25 protein-coding genes are annotated in these 23653 nt (G+C 52.3%); 19 read left to right on the top strand and 6 right to left on the bottom strand.

Features of this window, described 5'->3' with window-relative positions:
* Window positions 1-258: 258 nt before the first annotated feature.
* Window positions 259-903: a UbiX family flavin prenyltransferase gene (locus AC3Y7R_RS16655; RefSeq protein ID WP_490043197.1), complete on the bottom strand. Its 645-nt coding sequence runs from the start codon at window positions 901-903 to the stop codon at window positions 259-261.
* A 128-nt stretch (window positions 904-1031) separates the two neighbouring features.
* Between AC3Y7R_RS16655 and AC3Y7R_RS16660 the strand changes: the two genes are divergently transcribed.
* The 19 genes from AC3Y7R_RS16660 (at window position 1032) to AC3Y7R_RS16750 (ending at window position 18650) form a co-directional block, all read left to right on the top strand.
* Window positions 1032-1805: a response regulator transcription factor gene (locus AC3Y7R_RS16660; RefSeq protein ID WP_490043198.1), complete on the top strand. Its 774-nt coding sequence runs from the start codon at window positions 1032-1034 to the stop codon at window positions 1803-1805.
* A gap of 46 nt (window positions 1806-1851) precedes the next feature.
* A complete protein-coding gene (locus AC3Y7R_RS16665) occupies window positions 1852-2418 on the top strand; it encodes a 4'-phosphopantetheinyl transferase family protein (RefSeq protein ID WP_490043199.1) in 567 nt (188 codons plus the stop codon).
* Window positions 2419-2560: 142 nt separating this feature from the next.
* Entirely contained in the window at window positions 2561-3085 is a 525-nt protein-coding gene (locus AC3Y7R_RS16670) for an anthrone oxygenase family protein (RefSeq protein ID WP_490043200.1), read from the top strand.
* 260 nt (window positions 3086-3345) lie between these two features.
* Window positions 3346-4095 carry an ABC transporter ATP-binding protein gene (locus tag AC3Y7R_RS16675; protein WP_490043201.1) on the top strand — a complete coding sequence of 250 codons (750 nt, stop codon included), beginning with the start codon at window positions 3346-3348 and terminating at the stop codon, window positions 4093-4095.
* A 4-nt stretch (window positions 4096-4099) separates the two neighbouring features.
* Window positions 4100-5485 (top strand): ABC transporter permease, encoded by a 1386-nt coding sequence (locus AC3Y7R_RS16680; protein WP_490043202.1) that lies wholly within the window; start codon window positions 4100-4102, stop codon window positions 5483-5485.
* Window positions 5486-5523: 38 nt separating this feature from the next.
* The gene (locus AC3Y7R_RS16685) at window positions 5524-6315 is read left to right on the top strand and encodes an outer membrane lipoprotein-sorting protein (protein WP_490043203.1); all 792 of its coding nucleotides are present in this window, start codon (window positions 5524-5526) and stop codon (window positions 6313-6315) included.
* A 15-nt stretch (window positions 6316-6330) separates the two neighbouring features.
* The gene (locus AC3Y7R_RS16690; protein ID WP_490043204.1) at window positions 6331-7716 is read left to right on the top strand and encodes a hypothetical protein; all 1386 of its coding nucleotides are present in this window, start codon (window positions 6331-6333) and stop codon (window positions 7714-7716) included.
* Between the two features lie 46 nt (window positions 7717-7762).
* On the top strand, window positions 7763-8470 hold the full coding sequence (locus tag AC3Y7R_RS16695) for a response regulator transcription factor (protein ID WP_490043205.1): 708 nt from the start codon (window positions 7763-7765) through the stop codon (window positions 8468-8470).
* A gap of 2 nt (window positions 8471-8472) precedes the next feature.
* Entirely contained in the window at window positions 8473-9780 is a 1308-nt protein-coding gene (locus tag AC3Y7R_RS16700; RefSeq protein WP_490043206.1) for a sensor histidine kinase, read from the top strand.
* 1 nt (window position 9781) lies between these two features.
* Window positions 9782-10441: a transglutaminase-like domain-containing protein gene (locus AC3Y7R_RS16705; protein ID WP_490043207.1), complete on the top strand. Its 660-nt coding sequence runs from the start codon at window positions 9782-9784 to the stop codon at window positions 10439-10441.
* 328 nt (window positions 10442-10769) lie between these two features.
* Window positions 10770-11150, top strand: a complete 381-nt coding sequence (locus tag AC3Y7R_RS16710) for an ectoine synthase (protein WP_490043208.1) — start codon at window positions 10770-10772, stop codon at window positions 11148-11150.
* A 57-nt stretch (window positions 11151-11207) separates the two neighbouring features.
* A complete protein-coding gene (locus AC3Y7R_RS16715) occupies window positions 11208-12194 on the top strand; it encodes a beta-ketoacyl synthase N-terminal-like domain-containing protein (RefSeq protein ID WP_490043209.1) in 987 nt (328 codons plus the stop codon).
* A complete protein-coding gene (locus tag AC3Y7R_RS16720; RefSeq protein WP_490043210.1) occupies window positions 12191-13429 on the top strand; it encodes a beta-ketoacyl-[acyl-carrier-protein] synthase family protein in 1239 nt (412 codons plus the stop codon). Before AC3Y7R_RS16715 ends, AC3Y7R_RS16720 begins: the two co-directional genes overlap by 4 nt.
* A complete protein-coding gene (locus AC3Y7R_RS16725; protein WP_490043211.1) occupies window positions 13429-14610 on the top strand; it encodes an acyl-CoA dehydrogenase family protein in 1182 nt (393 codons plus the stop codon). The genes AC3Y7R_RS16720 and AC3Y7R_RS16725 overlap by 1 nt, the downstream gene beginning before the upstream one ends.
* A 15-nt stretch (window positions 14611-14625) precedes the next feature.
* On the top strand, window positions 14626-16152 hold the full coding sequence (locus AC3Y7R_RS16730) for an AMP-binding protein (protein ID WP_490043212.1): 1527 nt from the start codon (window positions 14626-14628) through the stop codon (window positions 16150-16152).
* Between the two features lie 26 nt (window positions 16153-16178).
* Window positions 16179-16433 carry an acyl carrier protein gene (locus tag AC3Y7R_RS16735; RefSeq protein ID WP_490043213.1) on the top strand — a complete coding sequence of 85 codons (255 nt, stop codon included), beginning with the start codon at window positions 16179-16181 and terminating at the stop codon, window positions 16431-16433.
* Window positions 16434-16468: 35 nt separating this feature from the next.
* Window positions 16469-17512, top strand: a complete 1044-nt coding sequence (locus AC3Y7R_RS16740) for a hypothetical protein (protein WP_490043214.1) — start codon at window positions 16469-16471, stop codon at window positions 17510-17512.
* Window positions 17509-18219, top strand: coding sequence for a beta/alpha barrel domain-containing protein (locus tag AC3Y7R_RS16745; protein ID WP_490043215.1), 711 nt, complete (start codon window positions 17509-17511; stop codon window positions 18217-18219). The genes AC3Y7R_RS16740 and AC3Y7R_RS16745 overlap by 4 nt, the downstream gene beginning before the upstream one ends.
* Window positions 18216-18650 carry a response regulator gene (locus AC3Y7R_RS16750; protein WP_490043216.1) on the top strand — a complete coding sequence of 145 codons (435 nt, stop codon included), beginning with the start codon at window positions 18216-18218 and terminating at the stop codon, window positions 18648-18650. The genes AC3Y7R_RS16745 and AC3Y7R_RS16750 overlap by 4 nt, the downstream gene beginning before the upstream one ends.
* On the opposite strand, the gene AC3Y7R_RS16755 is transcribed toward AC3Y7R_RS16750, so the two are convergent.
* Genes AC3Y7R_RS16755 through trpF form a run of 5 tightly spaced genes read right to left on the bottom strand, consistent with a single transcriptional unit; the run spans window position 18642 to window position 23513 of the window.
* Window positions 18642-19844, bottom strand: coding sequence for an MFS transporter (locus tag AC3Y7R_RS16755; RefSeq protein WP_490043217.1), 1203 nt, complete (start codon window positions 19842-19844; stop codon window positions 18642-18644). The genes AC3Y7R_RS16750 and AC3Y7R_RS16755 overlap by 9 nt on opposite strands.
* Window positions 19841-21145 carry a protoporphyrinogen/coproporphyrinogen oxidase gene (locus AC3Y7R_RS16760; protein WP_490043218.1) on the bottom strand — a complete coding sequence of 435 codons (1305 nt, stop codon included), beginning with the start codon at window positions 21143-21145 and terminating at the stop codon, window positions 19841-19843. Before AC3Y7R_RS16760 ends, AC3Y7R_RS16755 begins: the two co-directional genes overlap by 4 nt.
* Window positions 21146-21157: 12 nt before the next feature.
* Window positions 21158-22039: an AfsA-related hotdog domain-containing protein gene (locus AC3Y7R_RS16765; RefSeq protein WP_490043219.1), complete on the bottom strand. Its 882-nt coding sequence runs from the start codon at window positions 22037-22039 to the stop codon at window positions 21158-21160.
* Entirely contained in the window at window positions 22036-22845 is an 810-nt protein-coding gene (gene trpA / locus AC3Y7R_RS16770) for a tryptophan synthase subunit alpha (protein ID WP_490043220.1), read from the bottom strand. Before trpA ends, AC3Y7R_RS16765 begins: the two co-directional genes overlap by 4 nt.
* A complete protein-coding gene (gene trpF / locus AC3Y7R_RS16775; protein WP_490043221.1) occupies window positions 22842-23513 on the bottom strand; it encodes a phosphoribosylanthranilate isomerase in 672 nt (223 codons plus the stop codon). Before trpF ends, trpA begins: the two co-directional genes overlap by 4 nt.
* Window positions 23514-23653 lie beyond the last annotated feature (140 nt).

A 23653-nucleotide genomic window follows, 5' to 3' on the forward strand; every position in this document is an offset into this window, starting at 1 on the left:
TTTCACAATCAACTGGCAACAATTTGGCTATAGCGGCCGCAGTGATGATGATGCCCTGTGCTGTCTCTTTCGTGAGGACAGCTTAATTTCACACCCCGCGTAATTCACCATCATTAATTATGTGAAATACGGCATATTAAATGACGATGGGTTTAAGATGGGAACAGCCTGCGAAGGTGACGATGATATTGATCGAAAATAGTTAGACTGCTGTTATATACGTAATACTTTTCACTTTAACGGGTGCGATTTACTTGACTAGTCTTTCCATCGCGGAGCTAGATTGGTGTGAAGATTCATCGCATCCAGCCAGCGCCCAACCTGATGATTTATCAAATCGTCTAGAGAATTGGTTTTCATATAGAAGGCAGGCATTGGCGGAGCGATGACTGCACCCATCTCGGTGGCCGCAGTCATATTGCGCAAGTGGCCCAGATGCAGAGGTGTTTCACGGACGCCCAAAATTAGTGGGCGACGCTCTTTTAAAGTTACATCTGCGGCCCGCGTCAATAAGCTGCTGCCGATCCCATTTGCGATCTCTGCTAGCGTTTTGACACTGCAAGGCGCGATGATCATGCCGTGCGCGCGGAACGACCCTGATGCGATACATGCCCCGATATCGCTGTTAGAATGCACATGATCGGCAATGGAGCGGACCATGTCGGGCGTGTGATCGGTCTCGACTGCGAGCGTTTGAATTGCGGGCTTTGACATAATTAAATGTGTTTCGACGGGTAGCCCCTGCAATACTTCGAGCAGGCGGACAGCGTAAGGCATTCCCGAGGCGCCAGACAAGCCCACAATGATGCGGAATCGGACACCTTGCTCGCCCGTTATTGAAGTTAAACGCTCTTTTGGCGCGACTAATTGTTCGGAACTTTTATACATTTGTTTTTTATACATTAGTAAAGACTTTCAAAAAGCGTACACACCACTTATACGTACGTTACGTAAACCTACTGGCGTCAGGGCCAAATTACATGTGATTTTTTGTGCATTTTTTTTCGTATTAATTGTTAAGGACGATAATGATGATTCAAGTTTTATTAATTGACGACGACGTTGAGCTTGCGGAACTTATGCGAGACGTCCTTGCCAAATACAGCATTGAGCTACATGCGGTTCACACCCCCAACGAGGGGTTTGAGGCCCTTGAGAGCAAGAAATTTGATCTGGTTCTGCTAGACGTGATGCTACCTCAACTTAATGGGCTGCAGATGTGCAGTAAAATCCGCTATAGTAATGCGCCTTATAAAGACGTGTCGATTATCATTCTGACTGCCCGGACAGAACTCACAGACATGGTTGTTGGGCTCGAGACCGGTGCGGATGATTATGTTAAAAAGCCATTTGAGCCACGCGAGCTTGTTGCTAGGATTAACGCCATTTTGCGGCGCACCAATGTTTCAGGATATGATGCAACTGAACAACTTCCAGCCGCGACGCCCGAGGGAACCCCGATCCGCAACGGGCTTTGTGTTGAGGTTTCGCTGGAGGGCAATGTTTTGCAAATTGAAACCCAGCGAGCCCAAGTCCTTGTGAATGGTAAAAAACTAGTCGTCACCTCAATGGAATTTGAATTGGTTGCCGCGCTTGCGCAGCGACCTGGCGAAATCCTTAACCGTGATGACTTGCTGGATGAAGTTCATGGCACCAGCGGTATTTATACGCGGAGCATTGATGCGCTTATCTACCGGCTTCGTACAAAAATTAAGGAGGCCGGTTCCACAGTGAACTTTATTCGTACCGTGCGTGGTCGCGGGTACTCGCTTGTCGGTCAGATCAATACCCTGTCCAACGTCTAAGCCAAGCCGTGTGCAGTGTTTGATTGCACGCGCTTCGTCTGAACCCTTGAGCGGGCAGGCGGAGCGCCTTGCTATCTGCTCGGGGGCGCGACTTAGCGGTTTGGGGCAAGATGTGTTCTCGCTTCATAAGACTGAGATGAAGCAACCTTTCCTTAAGGCGTTAGGGGTGATTTTTCCGTGCTCGATCTCTCATGTGACTGGGCTTGTCGTCGCGGCGGCGGCTACCTCTGATTTGTCTGTCGGGGTTGATATTGAACATGTCAGCCGGTTTGTGGATATGAGGGGCGGCGCGGTGGAAGCGATTTTGTCGCCAACTGAACGGGCGCTGCGTAAGGACTGGTCGCCAGAGGCGCTGTTACATGCGTGGAGCTTAAAAGAATCGTTCGTCAAAGCCATGGGCACCGGATTTCGCGACCGCCCCAATACATATGAGTTGGCACACCTCACGGCAGATCATTTGCATGACCTTGGGAATGGCCGTTTCTGGCGACACACGCAGTACCGAGTGGGGCAGGGACATTGGGTTACGCTTGGTATCTTAGGAAGTCATCGCGAATCTATGGCGAATTGTGTGCTTCAACATCAAATCGTGTCTGCCAGTGAGATAGCGTAACATAATATCATAAAGTTCTATAAAGGCGTCAAATATCGTTTTTTGTCGTTTGATATGGCGGCCCATATCTTTTGAAAGTTGCGTGATTTAGGTTGTTGTTGCGAGCTTCGGCGCGCGGTACCCAACAACCCAAGAGATCATCATGTATCGTACTTCATTCTTTCTGTGCATCGTACCACTGGTCCTGTTTGGGGCTATCGGGGGTTTTTTCTATGCGTATTCCGTCTCGGTAATGCAGGGGCTCAATAACCTGCCCGATAGCGATGCAATACGCGCGATGCAGGAGCTTAATCAAGGCACGCGCAACGGAGTGTTCCTGTTCACCTTCTTGTTCACACCAATCCTTTCGGTCCTGTGTGCCGCAGCACTTTATTGGAAAGGAAACCGCGTCACTGGAGTGCTTTTGTTGACTGCTGCTGCGGTTTATTTCATTGGGTCTTTTCTGCCGACGGTCAATATTAACGTCCCGATGAACCATGAAATTGAGGCGTTAGATGTAGCCACGTTAAGCACTGCCGACGCTGCACGAGTTTGGGCGGAGTATAGTGTGACATGGACCTACTGGAATACAATTCGGGCTATAATGGCGCTTATTGGACTGGGTTTGGCTGGCAGCGCAATGTACAGTTTAAATGATCACTCAACCCAGATGCGGCCCGTTACCTGATATAGTTTCTGGGCGCCCTCAGGTCACTTTGAATAAATAACTTCCGAATGCGTTTTATAGATCGCGTTTGGCAGTTTTTTGTTTGCAACCGTTTCGACACGAATAATTCACGCCAAAATATTCGTCACATAACGTCGTTCGTTTGTGACATCCAGCCATCTATTAGCGTCGAAAAACCATCCTTTGTTGTTTGATATGAAGGGGCCCCACCCCGTAAGTTTGGATTAGATAAAATAACTTCAGCCATAAGGATTGGACGCGTGAACACTATTTCCACTCAAAGGTCATTTCAGCCTGACAGCCCACTTCGGCCTGATGACCTGTCAATAAACGGGACCCCAGCGGTCCGGTTTAATAACATCTACAAAGCCTACAAGATGGATCGTGTAGAGGTGAACGCTTTGTCTGGTGTCTCTGGTAGCATTGCGCGTCGGGAAACGACTTTCATCACCGGCCCATCGGGCAGCGGTAAATCGACATTGCTTAATATCATGGGTCTGATTGATCAGCCTACCTCCGGTGAGTTGTTCATCCTTGATCAAGATGTTTCCCACTTGAGTGACAAGGCCGCCGCTGATTTTCGATCCAAGCATATTGGTTTCATTTTTCAATCTTTTAATCTGATCTCGGTGCTGACTGTTGGTGAAAATGTCGAGTTCCCACTGTTGCGCCGGATCAAATCTGGTGCGGAACGCCGCAAGAAAGCGGTTCAATACTTGGAAGCTGTTGGCATTGCAGATTTGATCGACCGTCGCCCGGGCGAAATTTCTGGAGGCCAACGTCAGCGTGTGGCGATTGCCCGCGCGTTGGTCACGGAACCCACGCTCATCATCGCTGATGAGCCCACTGCAAACCTCGATTCGCAAACGTCTCGCGAGATTATCGCTCTTCTCGATCATATGAAGTCGGAGTTCGACACCTCTGTGGTGATCTGCACTCACGACACCAGCCTGATCACCAAGGGTAGTGTGACGATCAACATCATCGATGGCCAGACGGCTCAGGAGTAGAACAATGATCTTGAAAATAGCTTTTAGAAATCTCACTAAGAACGCGCGGCGTTCGGTGACCACTGCATTAGCGATCGGCATTGGCGGCTTCGCTGCCCTATTGTTCGGTGGTTTTGTAACATCAATTTGGTTTGGCGTTCAGACGTCGATGATCCAAGAGCAGGGCAATCTTCAGATTTACCGTGACGGGTACCTGGAGTTCGGCGCAGCTAACCCCGACGACTACACAATCAAAAATTGGGACGAAGTGGTCAGCCTTCTGTCACGCGACCCAGTGTTGAGTCAACAACTGGCGGTAATTACACCTCGTATCGACCTTGCTGGTGTGGCTGGTAATGCAAAGACTGGCAATTCCAAGACTTTCATTGGCTCTGGTGTTGTGCCCTCTGACATTGACAACATGCACCAATGGGACGGCTGGTCCATCGGGCAGGTTGCACCAGCTTCCGGTCTTATTGATCAAGTGAGTGACGGTGTTGTTATCGGCATTGGCATGGCTCGAATGATGGGCATGTGTGGCCCGCTGAAAGTGGCGGGATGTCAAGATTACCCAGTAGACGAAGAATCGCTGACTTCAGAAAATACAGACTTCACCGCGTTGGTAAGTGATGAGGCTGAACTGACTGCCCTTCGCGAAGGCGGAGCGGAACGCCCCCAGCTGAACCTGATGGCTGCAACCTCTTCTGGTGTCCCGAACATCGCTCGGGTTGGCATTGAATCGGCACAGCCACAGGCCATTCGCGCTATCGACAACGCCTATGTCATGATGCACTTCGAGCAGGCCCGTAGCCTTTTATACGGCGACAGCCAAGAAGCGACGACCCTGATGTTGCAGGTTAAGAACCCTGATCAGGTGGATGCAGTCAAGGCCCGCATAGAAGAGGTGATGACGCGCGCCAATCTGGACCTGAAAGTTTACCACTTCACCGAAATAGACCCGACGTTCACCCGCATCTTCGGCATGTTCACCTTCATGTTCATCGTGGTCTCGCTGGTCTTGTCGATCGTCATCGTCTTCACCATCGTTAACACCGTGTCGATGAGCGTCATGGAGCGAGTTAAGGAAATAGGCACGATCCGAGCCCTTGGTTTTCGCAAAGGATTTGTGCGGGCTCTCTTCCTCACTGAAAGCGCTTTAGTCGGCCTGTTTGGGGCCCTGATTGCTCTAATCTCGGCGGTGATTATCGCCAACGTCGTGAACTCTGCCGGTGTGCAATGGACGCCACCCTCTAACGCCACCCCTTTGACGGTCCAACTGATGGTCCTCGACAACCCGGTTTTCGCAATAAGCGTAGTTGCCTTGCTGATCATCATCTCGGTCGTTGCCTCGGTGGTGCCAACCTTCAAGGCGGCCCGTCTGAACATCGTCGAGAGCCTACAACGCGCATAATCGCGCACCCTAATACACGAACCTGAAAGGAACATACTATGGAACTCCAACGTCGTGAATTTACTCAACTCTTGTTTGGCGGTGCCGCCGCTGCCGGTCTAACTTCGCTGGGCCTCCCTGCCTTCGCTGCCGGAAATGCGAATAGCATCTTGTCGAGAGCAGATGCTATTCGGAACCCCCAAACTTCTTTTGCGGTGGACGTGACCTTGTCCGCCTATGAGCGAGGGAGGCTCAAAGATCAGACCAAAGTGACTACCTATTCGCGCTCCAGTGGCCGCCAGTTCCAGACGCTGGTTCATATCAACGCTCCAAGCGCAGACCGCGGCAAGATATTGCTTCGGAACGGCAACATCTTGTGGCTCTATGACCCGGCGTCGAAGGCTTCGGTTCGGATCTCACCGCGCCAGCGCTTGCTGGGCAACGCCTCAAACGGGGATGTAGTCAGCTCGAACCTCGTGGGGGATTACTCCGCTATCCTGCAAGGCCAAGAAACCGTAGCTGACGGCAACAAGAAGAACCGAAATTGCCATAAATTACACTTGAAAGCTGTAACGAAATCAGCGCCTTACAGTACAGTTGATTTTTGGGTTGATGCCAAGAACAACAGCCCAATAAAGGGTAAGTACTTCACCAAAAGCGGCAAGCTCATCAAGGTGGCTTGGTATCGCAAGTGGAAAAATCAGATGGGTGCGCAGCGTCCGACCGAGGTTGTGATTGCCGACGGTTTCGACCCGAACAAAGTGACAGTCATGACCATGAGCAATTTCCGGTCCAAGAAGTTGCCGGAATCGTGGTTCAATAAAGAATGGTTGCCGAATTTCAAGGCATAGAAAGGCGATCTTGAGATGAAATATCTTCTGACATATTCGGTTGCTATGACCTTTGGCATGTTTAGTTTGCCAGCCATAGCGCAAGACTTCGACCTTCCTCCAGACCTGGTTATCGGGGTGGATGAGGGTGTACAGACCCAAACGGACACGGTTGAAGAGCCGAAATTGTCAGAAGAAAAATCGCGTAGCGCTACTTTGGAAACCGAGTTTCGTGTTTTCCAGATCGACGAACTGTCGGGGGGCACAACCACCGCGCTGCGCGCCTCTAGTCATTATTACGGTACCTACGCCTTGAGTGACCGGATGAGCCTTCTATTCAACTTGCGGGGTCGCATTGATCGCGTGGAGGGACAGAATTTCAACTCCAGTGATAATGTGAACTTGGACGTGCAGGAGTTGGCAATAAGTTACACGGTTTCGTCGCAAGTCACTTTGCAATTTGGACGGATTAACATTCGCAACGGCGTTGCTATTGGGTTTAACCCCACTGATTGGTTTAAGGACAACAGTCTTGTTGCTACAGAAAGTGCAGCGCCATCGGACCGTCGCCGCGAACGCCTAGGCGTATTTGCCCTGACGGGGACGGCCACGGTTGGCAACAGCTTGCTGCAATTGGGTTATCGGCCCAAAATTAGTGCCAGCACAGGTTCTCTCCTATCCGATATGGACAATATCGGCTTGGGGCTTGACCGAACCAATGCAACCAACGCCTTTTTCATCAAAGCGACCCCGCAATTCGGCGGTAACCTGTCTGTAACGGGCAATTTTTTGCTCAATGATGATGGCCCGGGTTTAGGCTTTGAAGCCAGTGGTACGATCGGTGATAATCTCGTTTTATACGGTGAAGTGTTTGCCCAAAAACGACTCTCAATCGCATCAGAAGCCCTTGCGGGTGGTCTCGGCTCCGCAGCGTTTCAACAAGGGCTTGGTGTGAACAGTGACAAGGACTGGGAAGTGCAAGCAGCGCTAGGATTGAACTGGGCTTTGCCGCAATCCATCGTCGGCACACGTGATATTTCTGTCGCGCTTGAGTACCATCTCAACACCGCAGGCTTGAACAGTTCGCAGATTGCCGTTTTGGCCAGCGCGGCAGGTGCTGATGGTGCAGCTGCGGGGGCGATTTACGGCATGACATCTCGCAGGCAGGAGCCGCTGGCTCGAAACCAGATTTTCACCCGTGTGGTGTGGAACGACTTTTGGGGTGACAGCGACTTGTCGGCTCTGGGGTTCTACGTGCCAGCTGACAACAGTGGATTAGCGCAAATATCAGTAGATATTCCGGTTGGTCAGAACGCATCAGTTAACCTTCGTGGTATCTCTACATTTGGAAGCAACACCTCAATCTATGGTGCAAACCCGACGCAGCGTTCGCTTCAACTGGGAATGACATACGTTTTTTAATGAGTTCATTTCTTTGAATTGAAGTTATCAATACAGGATTACGAAATTGCACGTTTTAATACTTGATGATGATGAGGAACTAGGTGAAATTATGCAGCCCGTGCTTGCCAAATACGGCATGGACCTTAAGCTCGCCTTTACCCCATCCAGCGCGTTCAAGCAGCTTGAAGAGGAGGCGTTTGACGTGCTTCTGTTAGATATGATGCTGCCCGAACTGGATGGTATGGCGGTCTGCCGCACTATCCGCGGTAGCGACAAAGCATACGCCGAAATCCCGATCGTTGCGCTCACGGCGCGCGCAGAACTGACTGAACGGATCGTAGCGCTTGAAAGTGGCATTGATGATTTCGTCGCGAAGCCAGTGGAGATGCGTGAGTTGGTGGCCCGTATCGGCGCCGTCGTGCGTCGCCGTAGGGCCGAAGCAGTGCAAGTTCACGGGGAGGGAGTATCAACCACTGTCTCAGTGCCTCACTTAGAGCTATCTGAGGCACAAATGTCCGCTAGTTTCACTGGCTATACGGTTAATCTGACCGAGTTGGAGATGCAGATCATAACAGTACTGGTCGATGCCAAAGGTGCTACTGTCAGCCGGGCTGAAATTTTCGAACAGATCGGCTATGCGCAACAAAATGATCCCGCTATGATTGACACTATCATTTATAGGGTTCGCCAAAAATTTCGGGATCAAGGCCTTCAAACTGATTTTATTAAAACTCTGCGCAGTCAAGGCTACCGCATTGAGACAAGGATTTAGGCATGGCTCGGTTGATTGAAAACATCGCACTTTGGATACGCACCCGATCCGTCTTCAGTCATCTGCTGTGGGCCACGTTATTGTCGACGGCCCTTCTGAGCCTTGTGCTCATCTTGTCATTGCAAAGGGTCGCCGACGAGCACCCGCGCCGGTATTTATCGCGTGCGTTGTTTGACGCGTTTTCGCAAAGCGCGATGAACCCAGGGAGCGACATCACAGTTATTGGTGGTGCGCCGATGATCTTGATGTCGGTAGAAGAAGCCAGCGCCTCGAAATATGCTGCGCTTTATGAAGCTGCTGCGAATGATAAAGATGGCATCGCAATCAATCGCCTGGGTGACCGTTACGCAGCGGTGTCCGTGCGTGGGGCCCAAGTGGCAATTCTTCCAGAGTTTGGCCAACCGATCTCAGCCTTTGCACTAATGTTGGTCGGGTTGGTTGTTGTGTCGATCATGCTGACCATTACTGCAATTTACTTCCTGATCTGGCGCCTGACACTGCCGTTTGAGGAATTGACTAGAGGGATTACCAGAATAGAAGATGGTGATTTAGACTACCAAATTCCGTTGGAAAAGACCTTTGGTGAATATCGTAAATTTGCGGAGGGCTTTAACACCATGGTGGCGGAGCTTCAGCGTATCCATGAAAGCCGCCGACATATGCTTTTGGCATTGCCGCATGAAATTCTGACTCCGCTGTCGCGCCTGAAGGTTCGTAAAGATTTGGTAAATGACGCCAAGCTGCGTGAGCAAATTAACCGGGACATTTCTGTGGTTGAGGAGATTTTATCGTCAATTTTGGCCGCCGAGAAGCGTCGCTCGGGTCAGGCGCAAGCTGAATTTATAGATATCGAGCCCTATGCATCCGAGCAGATTGCGCAACTTGTTGATCAGGGGATTGATATTTCGATCAGCAATGAAACAGACTCTAAAACTGCCTATTTCGATCCGTTCTTGACGAGCGTTCTGCTAAAGAACTTCGTCAGTAATGCGGTGCGATATGGCAAAGGAAATCCGATATCTGTCAAGTTTTCTAAAGTAGATGGAGCGGAATGTGACATGCGCGTTTCGGTCAAAGACCGCGGTCTGGGAATTGCGCCAGACCAATTGCAATATTTGATGGAGCCTTTCTGGCGCGCTGACGAGTCGCGCGGGCGAGCATCGGGCGGTTACGGGCTTGGCCTGTATCTGTGCAAAACCATAGCTACCGGTCTGAAGGGTCAAATTGACGTCGAAAGCACGCTCGATGTTGGCACTGAGATCAGCGTGATATTACCGAACGCGCTTTGTACGACCTTGGAGGATGCTTAAAATGAAACCAACTAATCTGGCTGAAACCGAATTTTTCAACTTTTCCGACCCATTCGTGGAGCGGTTCGCTACACGGGTCTTGAAATCAGGCAGTACGGATAAGCGCACCCAAGCCGTGGAACTTTTCTACGCCGTACGCGATGGACTGTTCTACGAAATCTACAATGCCGATTTTGCTCGTGAGAGCATGACTGCGAGTGCAATTTTGCGTAAGGGATCTGGTCTGTGTATCCACAAGTCTATCGTCTACACTACGCTTTTGCGTAAAGTGGGTATCCCGGCAAAACTTTGGATTACCGATGTGAAAAACCATCTTTGCTCGCCTAAATTAGCTGAGATGATGGGCAGCAATATATTTCATTTTCATGTTTTGGTGACATTGCAGCTGGATGGAAAGTGGATCAAAGCTACGCCCGTTTTTAATGCGCGATTGTGTCAGTTGTACCGAATGACTCCGCTTGAATTTGATGGGGTCGAAGATTGTGTGAACCACGCCTACGACACCCATGGAAATGACTACATGGAGATCACCCATGAGCATGGTGAGTACAGTGATTTGCCATATGATATGGTGCTTGACGGGTTACATCTAAATCACGGTTCCATGTTTGAAACCAAAACGAAATTCAGGTCGGGATCTTTAGTTAAAGATTTGGTCTAACTCTTTAAGAATAAACCTGAAATTGGGCTGCTTTCGAATCAGAAAGTGGCCTTTTTGTTTTTAATGCGCTTGCATCGTGCGTAGGCCATTAACCACTAGAATACATGAGAAAATTTTTGTGACCCAGCGTTTACTTTAGGTCTGCTTTGCGTAATTTCACCGACATCTTTGAAGGGTAAAATAATAATTTGTGTGATTCATAATTCTTTTCGCACAAAACACCAAACTATCCACAAAATAGCTGTCCTATACTGAACTCACACTAAGCAAGATAGCGAATTAAAGCTGAAGTTGTTTGGTTCAAAGTAACATTAAGAGAGCAAAGAAAATGATCATCAATTCCATTGACAACATCACCGATACCGAACGCGATATCGCGTGGGGCAACGGAAGAAGCCGCCGTCTTTTGATTGAAAAAGACCAAATGGGCTATTCGTTGACCGACACAATCATCGAGGCGGGTACGTCCTCTTTACTGGAGTATAAAAACCACCTTGAAGCCTGCTATTGCATTGAAGGCGACGGCGAAGTCGTTGACGAGCAAACTGGCGAAACCCACCACATCACCCCGGGCACAATGTATGCTTTGGATAAGAACGACAAGCATTGGCTAACCGCCAAAGAGACCCTGCGTCTGGTTTGCGTTTTCAATCCTCCTTTGAAGGGGAATGAAGTTCATTCGTTGGATGGTGGTAGCTCAGCTTACTAAGCACTTCCTCCTCCTCCTTCCTCCTCTCTCCCCAACTAACCAAAGGTTGTATCTGTCATGAAAGACAGCGTCATTGTCTCAGCAGCATGCGCGGATGTCGCGTCAGGTGGTCCCCTCCCTGCCATCGGGCACAATGCGGATGCAGCCTTTGGTTCTTTTAATGTCAATTTCTTGGACCATTCCGAGTTTGAAGCTCACCGCAAGGCCGAACGTGGACGGCACACGAAAGTGTCTTACCGGTTGTGCAATATGGTTGAGCGCCTGCTGAAAGAAGCTGGCCTGACCAAAGAAGAAATTTCCGGCCCCCGGACCGCCCTTATATCGGGCTCTAGCTATGGCTGTTCGCAGGTGTTTGATATTCACCGCCGATTGAGCAAGCACGGACCGCGTGGCATCGACGCCGTCAGGTTTGCCCAAGCGACACATAACTACCCAGTGTCCGTCTGCGCTATTGAATATGGATTAATGGGGCCCTGCTTGGCTGTGGTCAGCACCGAGACGGCCGGTATGGACGCCATGCTATGTGCCTATGACTGGATCACCGAGAACCGGTGTGATCGCGCTATCGTGGTTGGGTTTGAGGACTTCTCCTCACCCGTTGGTGAGCATGTCTGTGCCCGAGCAACAGATGCGCCTCCAGGTTATTCGGTAACTGAATCAATGGTCATGTTGCTGTTGGAGCGCCAGTCCGTGGCTGTTGCTCGCGGTGCTGCCTCAGACCTTCCTGAAATTACGGGAATAACAACAACCTACAGCGGCGCTGACGCCGCAGAAGCTGTCCGTGTTCGTGCCAAAATTACTGGTGAAGCGGACGTAAATGAAGAGATTTCGACCCTGACCTCGCAGCGCCTTGGGCAGTGCGGGGCAGGGACCGAAGATACAGATTACCTTGGTGCCGGCGGAGTGCTGGAAATTGCACGCCTGCTGAATAGCCCCGACGTGGGCCAGCGAAGGCGGCAACACTGGCAAATCGGCGCCCTTTCGCAAAGCGGCAGCGGTGTGATGGCGGGCATCAAGGTAACCCAATTGGAATTTGCTCTATGACTCGATCTGTTATTGTAACCGGCATGGGTGTTGTGACGCGAGACGTCATTGGTATCCCAGAGTTTAGCCAGTTGTTGGCTGATGGCAGTGCCGCGCCTGGTAGGCCCTCTCAATTCGACTCTGGACGGTTTAGGGCCAAGAATGCTTTTGCGACTGATCCCGAAGTTGCGCAGACGGCACTGCGCAAAGCGCTTTTGCGGATGAGTAAAGATATGGGGCTCGGCGACATGACCGAGGCCGATATGAATTGTGCAGGCTATGGAATGCTTGCCGCATTAGAAGCTGTTGAGCAGGCGGGACTCACTTCGCAGATATTGAAATCGGCAGGATGCTCGATTGCCACGACGAGTGGCGGCCTGATGGACGGTTATACGGATGCCTTAAATGAGGGAGACCATAGCGCGCAATTTCAAGAGCTTGTCAGTCCTGGTAGCGCTGCCGTTGTGCTGCGCCGCATACTCGGATTGCAAGGGCCCCTCTGTAGCTTTTCATGTGCCTGTGCCAGCAGTATAGGAGCGGTTTCTTATGCGTTTATGCGTGTGCAGAACGGTGACGCCCCGGTCATGTTGGTCGGCGGGAATGACCGCATCCGAGAGGCCGACTTCGCGGGCTTCAACGCCTTGCGCGCCATGGATCGGAACAGCTGTCGTCCGTTTGACGTTGACCGAAGCGGGATGATTATCGGCGATGGGGCTGCGATCCTTGTGATTGAAGACGAAGAACATGCGCGCGCGCGGGGTGCCCGGCCTTTGGCCAGAATGGCAAGCGTTGCCCTGTCGACAGACTCTCATCATATTACCTGCCCCCAGCCCGGGGGGTTGGTACGTGCGATGGAGCAGGCATTGGAATTCGCCAACATGAAGCCCGAAGCAGTGGGATATGTAAATTGCCACGGTACAGGCACTCAGATCAACGACGAAGCCGAAGCGGTTGCACTTGAAGCTGTCTTTGGCGGCTCGCAGAAGCGTCCGATTATCAGCTCGACAAAAGGTATTACAGGCCACTTGTTGGGCAGCGCAGGTGCAATCGAAGCAATCGCCACCATTTTGGCCCTGCGCGCTGGTGAAGCGCCGAAAATGACCTCGACAATTAACCCCGAAGATATCGCGTTCACGCTGCCGGTCGAGGGTGAAGATCGAACAATTCGCACAACCGTCGCCATGAGTAACTCACTGGGCTTTGGCGGCCTGAATGGGAGCCTACTCTTTGAGCTTCCCGCAACTGGAGAATTCTGATGCGTACGATTCGCAATCTGTCTCGCCCTTCTGACGCAGGCATCTACCGTTCCGATCTCGTTGAAACCATGGCCGAGGCGCTGGATCAATGGGCCCCCCTGCTTAACGAGGGGTGGCAAGCTGACGATCAGGCCTCTGCCTTTGGTAAGAACCGCTGGCAAGCCATGGTCGATGCCGGACTGACCGGATTGACCATCTCTGAGGATCTTGGCGGAATGGCGTTGAGCGTCGCGGAACTGACAGATGTTTTGGTGCATTTAGGCTATGTTTGCGAGGACTCTGGATTGGGCTTCTCGCTAGCCACTCACTTGTGCAGCACCTGCATTCCGATCCAGAAATTTGGCAGTGATGCGTTGAAAAACGAGATGCTGCTGCAACTGGCCACCGCAGAAATTGTGGGCGCGCATGCGATCACCGAACCTGACAGCGGATCGGATGCTTTCGCGATGAGTACTACGGCGATAAAAGACGGCGACGATTACGTCATGTCGGGCGAAAAATGCTACATCTCCAACGCTCCAATTGCCGATGTTTGTGTAGTTTACGCCCGCACCCACCCAGAGAAAGGTGCGCTGGGCGGGTTCTCGGCTTTTGCCGTGGATTGCGGCACCAAAGGGTTCACTATTGGTAAGGCCCGCAAGAAAATGGGACTCCGCACGGCACCGATGGCAGATCTGTATTTTGATGATGTTCGCGTGCCTACAAGCCGCCTGATTGGGCGGGAAGGGCAGGGGTTCTCTATCCTAGATTACGTAATGAAATGGGAAATTTTATGCGTGTTTGCTCTCCAGGTTGGCGAAATGCGCCGGCAACTGGAAAGGTGCATTTCGTTTGCAAAATCTCGCCACCAATTTGGTGCCCCAATCGGCAGCTATCAGGCAATTTCTCATCGGGTCAGCGACATGCATATCCGTTTGGAGAATGCTCGCAATTGGCTTGGTCGCGCTGTCACTGCCATGGATGGCGGTGGGCAAGCTTCGTTGGAGATCGCGTCTGCCAAGCTCGCAATCTCTGAAGCGCATGTTGCCAACTCGATGGATGCAGTCACTTTGCATGGCGGGGCTGGTTACATGCTGGAGACGGGCATTGAAAGCCATCTGCGCAACGCTATCGGTGGGCTGATCTATTCAGGCAGCTCGGACATTCAGAAAAACCGCATTTCCGCTATGCTTGGCCTGTAGAACGAGGGATTAGATATGTTATTGCAAGCAAATTTTGAGATCTCCAAAACCCGTACATTTTTCGAGATGCTTCGGGAGGAGATGCAGAAGACTCCGGGTGCCGAGGTTGGCACGCTTACCGACAAGGCCAGTTTTGCCGAAGTACTTGATATGGCAAATGTTATCCGCTGTCTGCTGCAAGATGTTGGCAATGAGAGTGACGCGGTAGTCGCCATTTGCGCAGAGAAGAATCCGCGTAGTGTTGCAGCCATTTTGGGTGCCCTATCAAGCGGCATCGCTTACGCACCGTTGGACCCGACGCATCCCGACACCCGGTTGAGCAACATATTAGATGATCTGGCCCCTTCAGTCCTGATGGTCGATGATGCAAACCGAAGCCGGTTTGAGGTGTGGGCCCGTCGCAGCGGCACACAGCTACTCTCGTTGTCGAAGCTACCGGACAGCGCGCCGGACCAGCCTGCCGCGTCTGGCGCACGGCAATCCTTGGCCGCAGTTTTGCACACGTCTGGCTCCACCGGCAAACCCAAGCGCGTTTTGATCGAGGCCCCTGCGTTGGACGCCTTTCAAAGTTGGGTCGTTGATGAGATCTGCATTGATATTGACGACTGTGTTCTTAGCCATGCGCCATTCGCATTTGACCTATCTTTCCTCGACATATTCGCATCCCTCGCGGGCGGTGCTAGCTTGGCCTTGGCCGATGCAAAAACTGCACGTAACGGCCCGAAACTGGTTGAGATGATGCAGCAGAAAAATGTCACAATCTGGCATTCCGCACCCTCTGCGTTGAAGCTTGTGGCCGAGGCCGCCGGGGGCATTACCATGCCAAATCTGCGCTGTGTGTTATTCGCTGGCGAGCCAATGCCCATCCGCCTGTTACGGCAATTGTTTCGGATATTCCCGAACGCGCGCTTCATCAACATTTACGGTTGCACCGAAACCAACGACACGTTTTTCTATGATGTGCCGCGCTTGAACACGCCTGACCCACTGCCGCTTGGTCGCAAGCTTCCTTACGTCGACTACATGCTGATGGACCGCAACGAGCAGCCTATCAGCGAGGAGGGTGAAGGTGAATTATGGGTGAATTGTCCTACCATGATGCGAGGCTATAGCGATCAAATGTTGACCGCCAAGGCGACCGGTTGGTGCGACGGCGCCAGGTATTACCGCACGGGTGACACGGTGCGTCGTGACACGGATGGGGTGGTTCACTTTATTGGCCGTAACGACACCATCGTAAAGCTAAGCGGCGTGCGCGTTGATCTTAATGAGATCGAGGCCAGCCTGCTGGCTCACCCGATGGTTGACGAAGTTGCAGCCTATGTCGACAAATCTGGCGATACCGGCGTGTTGAACGCTTTCGTCTCAAGCAAATCCGATGAGTTGAATAGCATTGATTTGCGACTCTATCTGATGAAACGGCTGCCCACGGTTGCCATTCCACGGAAATTCACGATTTCCATACAGGAGGTCCCAAAAAATTCTAATGGGAAGGCATGCAGGCGCATGCTGGAACAAGAAATTATCGAAATCCACCCTTAACTATCTATACTTTCAGGAGAATACCAATGTCTTACCTTACCCTTCGTGCTTTTATCTCTGAAGAATTTGCACCCGACATCAGCCCCGAAAATCTGGCCGTAGATCTGGACCTGATCGACACAGGCATTGTTGACAGCCTGGGTGTGCTCAAGCTGATCGCGTTCCTAGAGGGCGAATTCGACTTGAACATCACTCCAGACGAGCTGGATGCTGATCTGTACCGCTCAATCGGTTTGATCGAAGCCATGATCACCAGAAAGCAGCTGAAAGTGGCTGTCTAAGCAGACCGCCGTAACCCCAAAAAGGAGCGAAGGCCATGAAACCTGACCAAGTTGCCGCCGCAGTTATCGCAGGCGAATGTCCCCCAGAAAAAGACATGATCGCCTATTGGGATGTCACCGATTCCGGTCTTCGGCCCAAAGTCGAAACAGTGGCTGTACTCGCCGCGCTTTCGGCAAACACAAGCAACGTGGAGATGATGCGTAGCTTTGTAAGCTACATCCGCGAGACTTACCCCCCAGTGGCCATCGAGGGTTCGCGGCAAGCGGTGAACATCGTTGGGACTGGCGGCGGTAGGGCGACCTTCAACATCTCTACTACTGCCGCCTTTGTTGTGGCCGCTGCGGGTGGGCGGGTTCTGAAATCAGGCTCGTCCGCCTATTCCAGCTCGGTTGGATCAGGCGATATTCTGAACGCTTTGGGCCTTTCCGGCCCCTCCTGTGACACCATCACAGAGGATATGCTGGGGCAAACCGGCATGGCCTTCGCGTCGACTAGTCGTTACGCGCCGATCTGCAAACGGCTAGCAATTGCGGCGATGCCGCTGAATTTTAAAATCATCGGACGTTTTGTGAACTCGCTTGGCCCGATGATTTGTCCCTATCAGGTGTGTGGCAGCGTTGTGGGCGCCTCAAGTTTGGCGCTGTTTGACCAGATGCACCAGATATCTAGCAGCCTTAGCATTCGGTCGCTCATTGTCCATTCTGAGGCAGGTGTGGACGAGTTGTTGAGTGTGGGTGTCAATCGGATTGTGAGCTCTGACAGCCATGAGCCGCAAGTTTTGTATCCTACAGATCTGGGGTTGGGCGGCGGCGATGTAGACTCTTTAGTTGGCGGCGAATTGCATGTCAATTTGGCCATAATGAAAGATATTTTGCGTGGCAGGGGCTACAAAACCTGCACCCAAACCGTCGCCTTGAATGCGGGCGCCGCGCTATATGTGGGCGGCTACGCCAGCAGCTTGCAAAACGGCACCGACATGGCGATGGAATGCCTCGCGGAGGGCGCGCCCTATGAAAAACTTAAACAAGTGCAGGCGTTTGCCGAACTAAGCAGACGCACGGTGGAAAGAGTTGCATGAGAACGGCATTTTACGATGCGTTGGCAGGGGCCGATGCGGCGCTCATTGCCGAGATTAAACCTAACTCACCGAAGGTGGGGCCGCTTTTGGCAGCCCGCTCGGTTGGGTCTGTCGCACGGGATTATCAAAGGGCTGGCGCGCGCTGCCTGTCGGTTACAACTGGAGCATGGCACGGGGGCAATCTGGGAATGATTGCTGAGATGGCTCGCACTGGACTTCCTGTGCTTCGGAAGGATTTCATCACGTCAAAGCGGCACCTGGAAGAGACGCGAGAGGCGGGTGGTTCCGCTGTACTCCTGACCTGTACTTTGCTGCGTAAGGCGGATGTCGTGCGCCTAGCGCGTGATGCACTGGCGCTGGCACTAACCCCGTTTGTCGAGGCGGCCTCTGAGGTTGAACTGGACGGGCTTGATTTGCCTGACGGCGCTATTCTGGCGATCAATAATCGCGATATCCGAAGCAAGGAAACCGATGACGGTGGCATCGCATTTGGCGAGACGCTTTATGCAGCAGCGCGGGCTGTTCATGACGATTTATTGGTCAGCGCAAGCGGGCTTTTGGCCCCGGATGATGTTAGGCAAGCTAAGGCGATTGGGTTTGACGGATTTTTGGTCGGGACAGCATTGCTGTCAGGGCCGGCTAGCCCGTTTGAAACAACGCTTTGCTTCTTAGAGGCGGCCAGCAACGTGACTGCGGTAACAAAATGAACAATAACGCCCTTGGTCCTCCTGTCGGAGGTGAGACACTTGGAGTATTTGGCCCGTCTTCGCTGCAAGGCGTGACTATGATGCGGTCTTTGAACTGGCGGGGATATCAGCCCCTGCATGTGACAGGAGTGCAGGAGGTGAAAAACTTCTTTGATCACGGTGTTATTTCAGCGCTGATTGTATTGGAAAGCGTTCCGGTTCTGGTTGTGCATGAGCTGTGCAAATCTTTAAGACTTATTAACTCGATGACCCCCATCGTGGTGCTCCTTGACCCAAGCAAGCGGGACGAGGGAGTCAATCTTCTGGACAGTGGTGCGGATCATTACGCGATTCAGCCCGCGCAGGTTGATGAAGTTCTGTACGCGCTGAGGGCACTCACCCGCCGCTCCAGACAGACGAGCCTTAAGTTTTTGCCGTCCCGCTTACGCTAAGTGATCCCAGATCCATCTGGCGATCGGCCCTAGCTTTTCCTTATGAATGATAGCGGCTGTCGTCAGAAGGATAATCACTGCCATTGCGAAGAACGGTAGACGCTCCGCACCTATATGACTCAAGCCTAGGGCAAGAGCCGAGGCAGCGACCTGGCCAGCATAAAGCGCGGATGCGATGAACCCTGCTATAACATTTGCGGTTTTAGGGGTTCCCCCGGCCATAAGCTGTTTCACCAAGAGCGGTAGAACAGCGCCGAAAGCTATGCCAACCAGACATGCGGCGAGCAAAATTGCAAAGACCGATGAGGCCAACCCTAGATCAATCAGGCCTAGAACCCCTATGAAAACCGCGGCTAAGGTGATCGCAGCGGGGCCAGCGATGTCAGTAAGCCGCTCGATGTTCAGTGAGACGATGCCGCTTACCAAAGTGGCGCAAGCAATTGCCAGCCCCGACAGCGCGGAGTTATCGGCCAAGACGATCAGGAACGGCACTTGCGTCGGGATCATGTAGAATGCAGTCATTGCCATCCCCACCATCAATAGCGGGATCTGTATGCTGCGCCAGCTTCCGGTGTCGGACATATCGGCTTGGTGCGATGTTGCTGTTGGTGGTTGCCACTCGAGGGCCCAAGCGAAATATGCCACCGGTATAGTCAGCAAATAGAGCGAGAACGGAATTCTCCAGCCGAGTTGCGATAACAACCCGCCCAGCAAGACAAAGATAACGCCGCCAAACGTGTTGACGGCGGCTTGCCGGGTGATGACTAACCCACGCGCTGGCCCCTGAAACAACACCGCTATGGCAGCCGTTGCGAAACATAGCGTGGCCGCTGTGGCAACGCCAAGGCCAATTCTGGTAGCAATCAGCCAACCAAACCCGTTTGCCAGCCCGCCTAAGGCGCCGAACACGGCCATAGCGCAAAGTGCAATTACAAAGCCTAAACGCTGATCAACTCGGCCTGTTTGCCTGCCGATCCAAGGGCCGGTCAACATGATCACAACGGCGGGTATCACCAGCACGACCCGGCCCAAAAAGGAGCCACCTGCCGTGCCGGATAAGGCCGCCTCAATAGCGGGGATGGTCGGAGCGATTGCCGCCCCGCTCATGACCGCGCACGCGCTCGCAGCCCAGATAATTACCCGGTGGGACGGGGCGGGGAGAGGTGTTGACCTAATGTCATCAAACAGGGTCATGCGGCTTGCGACCGTTGGGTGCTTGTTGTCATTAGGCGGGACACGGCAAGGTCAGCTGATGTCAGACAACCTTCCATGGTGTGCCCCTCCAGATAGTCGCCTGCGATTTCGAGGCCGGAGATTGTCTCCACGCTTCGCAAGAGGTCTTTCTTCAGTTGGGTGAAGTGCGGTGCGTACCCGCAGATGCCGCCTGGGTGGCGCGCAATATGGACCTCTTGGCGCTTGGCGTTGATTGGCATGCGCTTGGAGAATGTTTCCTCGGCGATCCTGACCAACTCGTGATCCGGTTCGTCCAAAATTTCCCGAGCGGCCTTGCCTGATAGGGTGTAGCGGACGTGATTGGGGGTATGCAGCCGGTTGGCAGAGCAATGTCCTAGCGGAGCGCCGGGCTCGAACATGATGGAATGCACACCTTCTGCGAAAACAGGTGCGTCATAAACTACGTTGATCAGGGCCAGCGGGAAGTAGCGCAGGGCTTCGACCGCGACGCGACCATAGGCTGGCAACTCGACCAAGCGCTTGAACACATTCGCAGGAACCGTAGAAATAACACGGCTGGCTGGCACTATATGAGACCCCTTCTCGTCCTTTAGTTCCAGCCCAGCAACATGACCATTATGGGTCAGGATGCGCGTCACGCGGGAGCCAAAACGGATGTCTTTGCCCGCAGCAAGATTGTCATGAACCTGACCGATCCCACCCGCTATTGCGTGATGCGACCCTTTGCCAAAGCCTGAGGCAAAGAGCATCATCAGCGATGGGTAAAGCTCGGATGGTTCTGCCCCCCCCATGATGATGGAGAACAGACGCAACGGCCCGTCCGACAGCTTCTTGGTGAAGTGATTGTTGATCGTGGTGTGATCCCAATTTTTTTCGACCTTTTCGATCAAGCCAGACGTGTAGTTCAACTTGTCGGCATTTTGTTTGGCAAAGGCCAGAAAGTTGCGAAACTGAAATGCGCCTCGTGTCCCGATGGATGAGGCCAGTCGAAGATCTCCGGCAAGTGTTTTGCTTTTTTGGAGTGCAACCAACGTATCGTTCATCACAATATGAAAACCTGGATGTTGGTCCTCGAATTCGGTGATGTTGAATTCTTCTAGCAGTGCATTGAAGCGGGTCCATGCACTGGAGAAGTTTTTACCGCCAATTTCGAACGAGTGTTCACCCGATTTAATACAGGCTGCGCGCCCGCCAATATGAGAGCCAACCTCATGAATGATGCTGGGAATGCCTTGTTTGGCGAGGTAATGTGCGGTGCCAAGACCGGAGATGCCGGCGCCAATGATGTGGACAGGATCCATATTAGATGTTCCTTATGCGTGTTGTGGTGTTTCAGATTTAATTTTGGCCTTAGATTTGGTCGCAAGCCGCACGGTGCGGATGCTGCATTTCGCAAATAAACGCTTGCCAGACTTCAGCCATGCGCTTCGGGTCAGCCTGTTTTTGCCAACGCTGACAAACCCGCGGGCCCCATCGATGGTTACGCCGCCTTCAAGGTTAGCGATGGGTGCAGTTTGCTCGAAGGAGATGCCAGTCAGAATGTCGCGAATGCGTTTGTCGCCGTCTTGGTGGGCGTTCAAAAACCGCTGCACCTGCATGAAGGCCTCAAGCAGGTAAAGCGGATGCACCGCCTGCGCAGAATCAGAGAATAGGCATTTTTGCGTAATAGGCATCAATTGTGCAGTGACTTTTCCGTCGGACAACACAGGTGTTGAGATCAATACATTCTCGGGGCTTTGCTTGTTTAGTGCGCGGCTGGTGCAGGGCGACAGTCCGGTCAAGAAGTGTGACGCAAGGAATGGTGACAATGGGTTGTCGCCACCGACTTGGTCGCAACTGGTCAAGGCGACACGGATCGTGGCCCGCGTGACTTCATCTTGTTCAACTCTGGTGGTGTAGACGATTGTATCCACGCCTTGCTCTATCGTTGTGTACAGCAACACGTCCTTGTCGAAGAACGTATACTGTTTAAAATCGGCAAAGATCGAGCTTACAAAACAGCTTTCCGTTGCCTGGGATTGCGCGACCTGAACCGCGCCTTCCAACAGAAGTAGGCCGGGAACGTGGTCTAACGGATGGTCGAAGAAAAATGGGTGGGTTTTGTCAACGATCAGTCTTGAGACGCCTTCTTCATCACGTCTGCAATGGCGTAGCACGCTGTTTGTTGGGTGCATCCGGCGGTCAAGAGCGCTCATCTTGTTGCCTCACGGTTGAGGCTTCCAATGAAACGGGCAGCGGCGATAGCAGGGTCCTTGCCCTCATCTATGGCTTGCTCGACCGCGTTCGAGACCGCGCTGCCGACGATTGCAATGTCGCATCCGCTTTGAAATGCTTTGCGGACGTCTAACTTATCCTTGAGGCCAAAGCCGATGGCGATTGGTAAGTCGGTTTTGCTCCGCAACGCGCTAATTTGACAAGACAGATCACCAGACTTCGACGCTCCGCCAGAGCGCCCGTATGCAGAGACAAGATAGATGAAGGACGACGCTTTTTTGAGTACCCGACGACGCGTGCCAGGGGTTGCATTGGCATAAATCGTCCCGACAGTCGGAATGCAATTATCCGCGGCGGCGTGGAACCTATCCGTCATTGAGGGGGGCAGACCATGGGGCAGAATGCCGACCATACCTGCGTCACGCGCCATTTTACACACGGCTTCAAACCCGTAGGGGCGCAATGTATGGCTTGAATCTGCTAGAAGCACGATCTTGATTTGATCGGTGAATTCGGAGGCCATGTCGAGGACCGCCTCTAAGGTCGCGCCGTGGGCTAACGCGCGTTTGTGCGCCTTGACCAATGTTTCACCATCAGTGAATGCGTTTTCAAATGGAATGCATAGCTCGACCATGCCAACGCCAAAATCGACACAGCTTTGCAAAATCTTTCGTGTGTCATCCAAGGTCGGATCACCGGCCATGAGAAGCGGACACAGCGTGCGCATGTCGGTCTGATTGAGGGTTTCAATGTGCAGCTCTGCCGCAAAGTTGGTCATTGTGTTCATAGCGTAACCTGCTGAAATAAGTTGGTGGGAGAGGAAGCAGTCACGAGTAGACGTGCCGCTTTGCGAGTAATCTCGCCGCCGTTCAATCGGGCGGCGGAGTCGACGTCGACAGTTTCAATGCCGGAGTCTTCGGAAAGGTCACAGATTCGATCGGCGGTTAAGCCCCCTGCCAGCCATGTCCGGGCCCCGCCCAAACGATCGATCCAGCGCTGCACCATTTGGGTTTCGAGACTAACACCACTGCTGCCAATTTCATGGCGTCCTCCAAAACGGTCGATCAAGAAGATGTCGCAGCCGTTTGTGTGATAGGCGTCAATCATACGCTCAATGGGAGAGGTGCCAGCGTCGTCAACATGGACCGTTTTAATTACGGTCAAACCTTTGTCCTTTAAAAATAAGATGTCGCGCGGCGCATTAAAGCCATGCAACTGGACGTGACGAACATTTGTACTCTTTAATAAATCCCAAAGGTCGGTGACTGGACGTTTAATGCAAACCGCAATTGGAGTGATGACATCGCATCGTTCCGCTAATTCCAAAAGCTTGGTATCTTTCAGATTTCGCGGGTGGCCATTAATGCCAGTCCATAGACCAGCATATTTTGCACCTTCCTGACCTAGAATGTCGAGTTCTTCATAATTAGTGACGCCGCAAATTTTCAAATCCATCGTAGCCGTCCAATCCGAGTCTTGATTAACTCTTATGAGGCTACGAGATTGCGACGTTACATAGTGTCGAATATTTGATCGAGATATTTATGAACTTCACATACAATCACTGACCTAAACATAAAATGACACAAATTTTA

The sequence above is a fragment of the Litoreibacter sp. genome (assembly GCF_058136045.1).

What these genes read in the sequence shown, in the direction of transcription:
- AC3Y7R_RS16655 (WP_490043197.1), bottom strand. Translation starts at nt 903, where the DNA reads ATGTATAAAAAACAAATGTATAAAAGTTCCGAACAATTAGTCGCGCCA.
- AC3Y7R_RS16660 (WP_490043198.1), top strand. Translation starts at nt 1,032, where the DNA reads ATGATTCAAGTTTTATTAATTGACGACGACGTTGAGCTTGCGGAACTT.
- AC3Y7R_RS16670 (WP_490043200.1), top strand. Translation starts at nt 2,561, where the DNA reads ATGTATCGTACTTCATTCTTTCTGTGCATCGTACCACTGGTCCTGTTT.
- AC3Y7R_RS16680 (WP_490043202.1), top strand. Translation starts at nt 4,100, where the DNA reads ATGATCTTGAAAATAGCTTTTAGAAATCTCACTAAGAACGCGCGGCGT.
- AC3Y7R_RS16685 (WP_490043203.1), top strand. Translation starts at nt 5,524, where the DNA reads ATGGAACTCCAACGTCGTGAATTTACTCAACTCTTGTTTGGCGGTGCC.
- AC3Y7R_RS16690 (WP_490043204.1), top strand. Translation starts at nt 6,331, where the DNA reads ATGAAATATCTTCTGACATATTCGGTTGCTATGACCTTTGGCATGTTT.
- AC3Y7R_RS16700 (WP_490043206.1), top strand. Translation starts at nt 8,473, where the DNA reads ATGGCTCGGTTGATTGAAAACATCGCACTTTGGATACGCACCCGATCC.
- AC3Y7R_RS16705 (WP_490043207.1), top strand. Translation starts at nt 9,782, where the DNA reads ATGAAACCAACTAATCTGGCTGAAACCGAATTTTTCAACTTTTCCGAC.
- AC3Y7R_RS16710 (WP_490043208.1), top strand. Translation starts at nt 10,770, where the DNA reads ATGATCATCAATTCCATTGACAACATCACCGATACCGAACGCGATATC.
- AC3Y7R_RS16715 (WP_490043209.1), top strand. Translation starts at nt 11,208, where the DNA reads ATGAAAGACAGCGTCATTGTCTCAGCAGCATGCGCGGATGTCGCGTCA.
- AC3Y7R_RS16720 (WP_490043210.1), top strand. Translation starts at nt 12,191, where the DNA reads ATGACTCGATCTGTTATTGTAACCGGCATGGGTGTTGTGACGCGAGAC.
- AC3Y7R_RS16725 (WP_490043211.1), top strand. Translation starts at nt 13,429, where the DNA reads ATGCGTACGATTCGCAATCTGTCTCGCCCTTCTGACGCAGGCATCTAC.
- AC3Y7R_RS16730 (WP_490043212.1), top strand. Translation starts at nt 14,626, where the DNA reads ATGTTATTGCAAGCAAATTTTGAGATCTCCAAAACCCGTACATTTTTC.
- AC3Y7R_RS16735 (WP_490043213.1), top strand. Translation starts at nt 16,179, where the DNA reads ATGTCTTACCTTACCCTTCGTGCTTTTATCTCTGAAGAATTTGCACCC.
- AC3Y7R_RS16740 (WP_490043214.1), top strand. Translation starts at nt 16,469, where the DNA reads ATGAAACCTGACCAAGTTGCCGCCGCAGTTATCGCAGGCGAATGTCCC.
- AC3Y7R_RS16745 (WP_490043215.1), top strand. Translation starts at nt 17,509, where the DNA reads ATGAGAACGGCATTTTACGATGCGTTGGCAGGGGCCGATGCGGCGCTC.
- AC3Y7R_RS16750 (WP_490043216.1), top strand. Translation starts at nt 18,216, where the DNA reads ATGAACAATAACGCCCTTGGTCCTCCTGTCGGAGGTGAGACACTTGGA.
- AC3Y7R_RS16755 (WP_490043217.1), bottom strand. Translation starts at nt 19,844, where the DNA reads ATGACCCTGTTTGATGACATTAGGTCAACACCTCTCCCCGCCCCGTCC.
- AC3Y7R_RS16760 (WP_490043218.1), bottom strand. Translation starts at nt 21,145, where the DNA reads ATGGATCCTGTCCACATCATTGGCGCCGGCATCTCCGGTCTTGGCACC.
- AC3Y7R_RS16765 (WP_490043219.1), bottom strand. Translation starts at nt 22,039, where the DNA reads ATGAGCGCTCTTGACCGCCGGATGCACCCAACAAACAGCGTGCTACGC.
- trpA (WP_490043220.1), bottom strand. Translation starts at nt 22,845, where the DNA reads ATGAACACAATGACCAACTTTGCGGCAGAGCTGCACATTGAAACCCTC.
- trpF (WP_490043221.1), bottom strand. Translation starts at nt 23,513, where the DNA reads ATGGATTTGAAAATTTGCGGCGTCACTAATTATGAAGAACTCGACATT.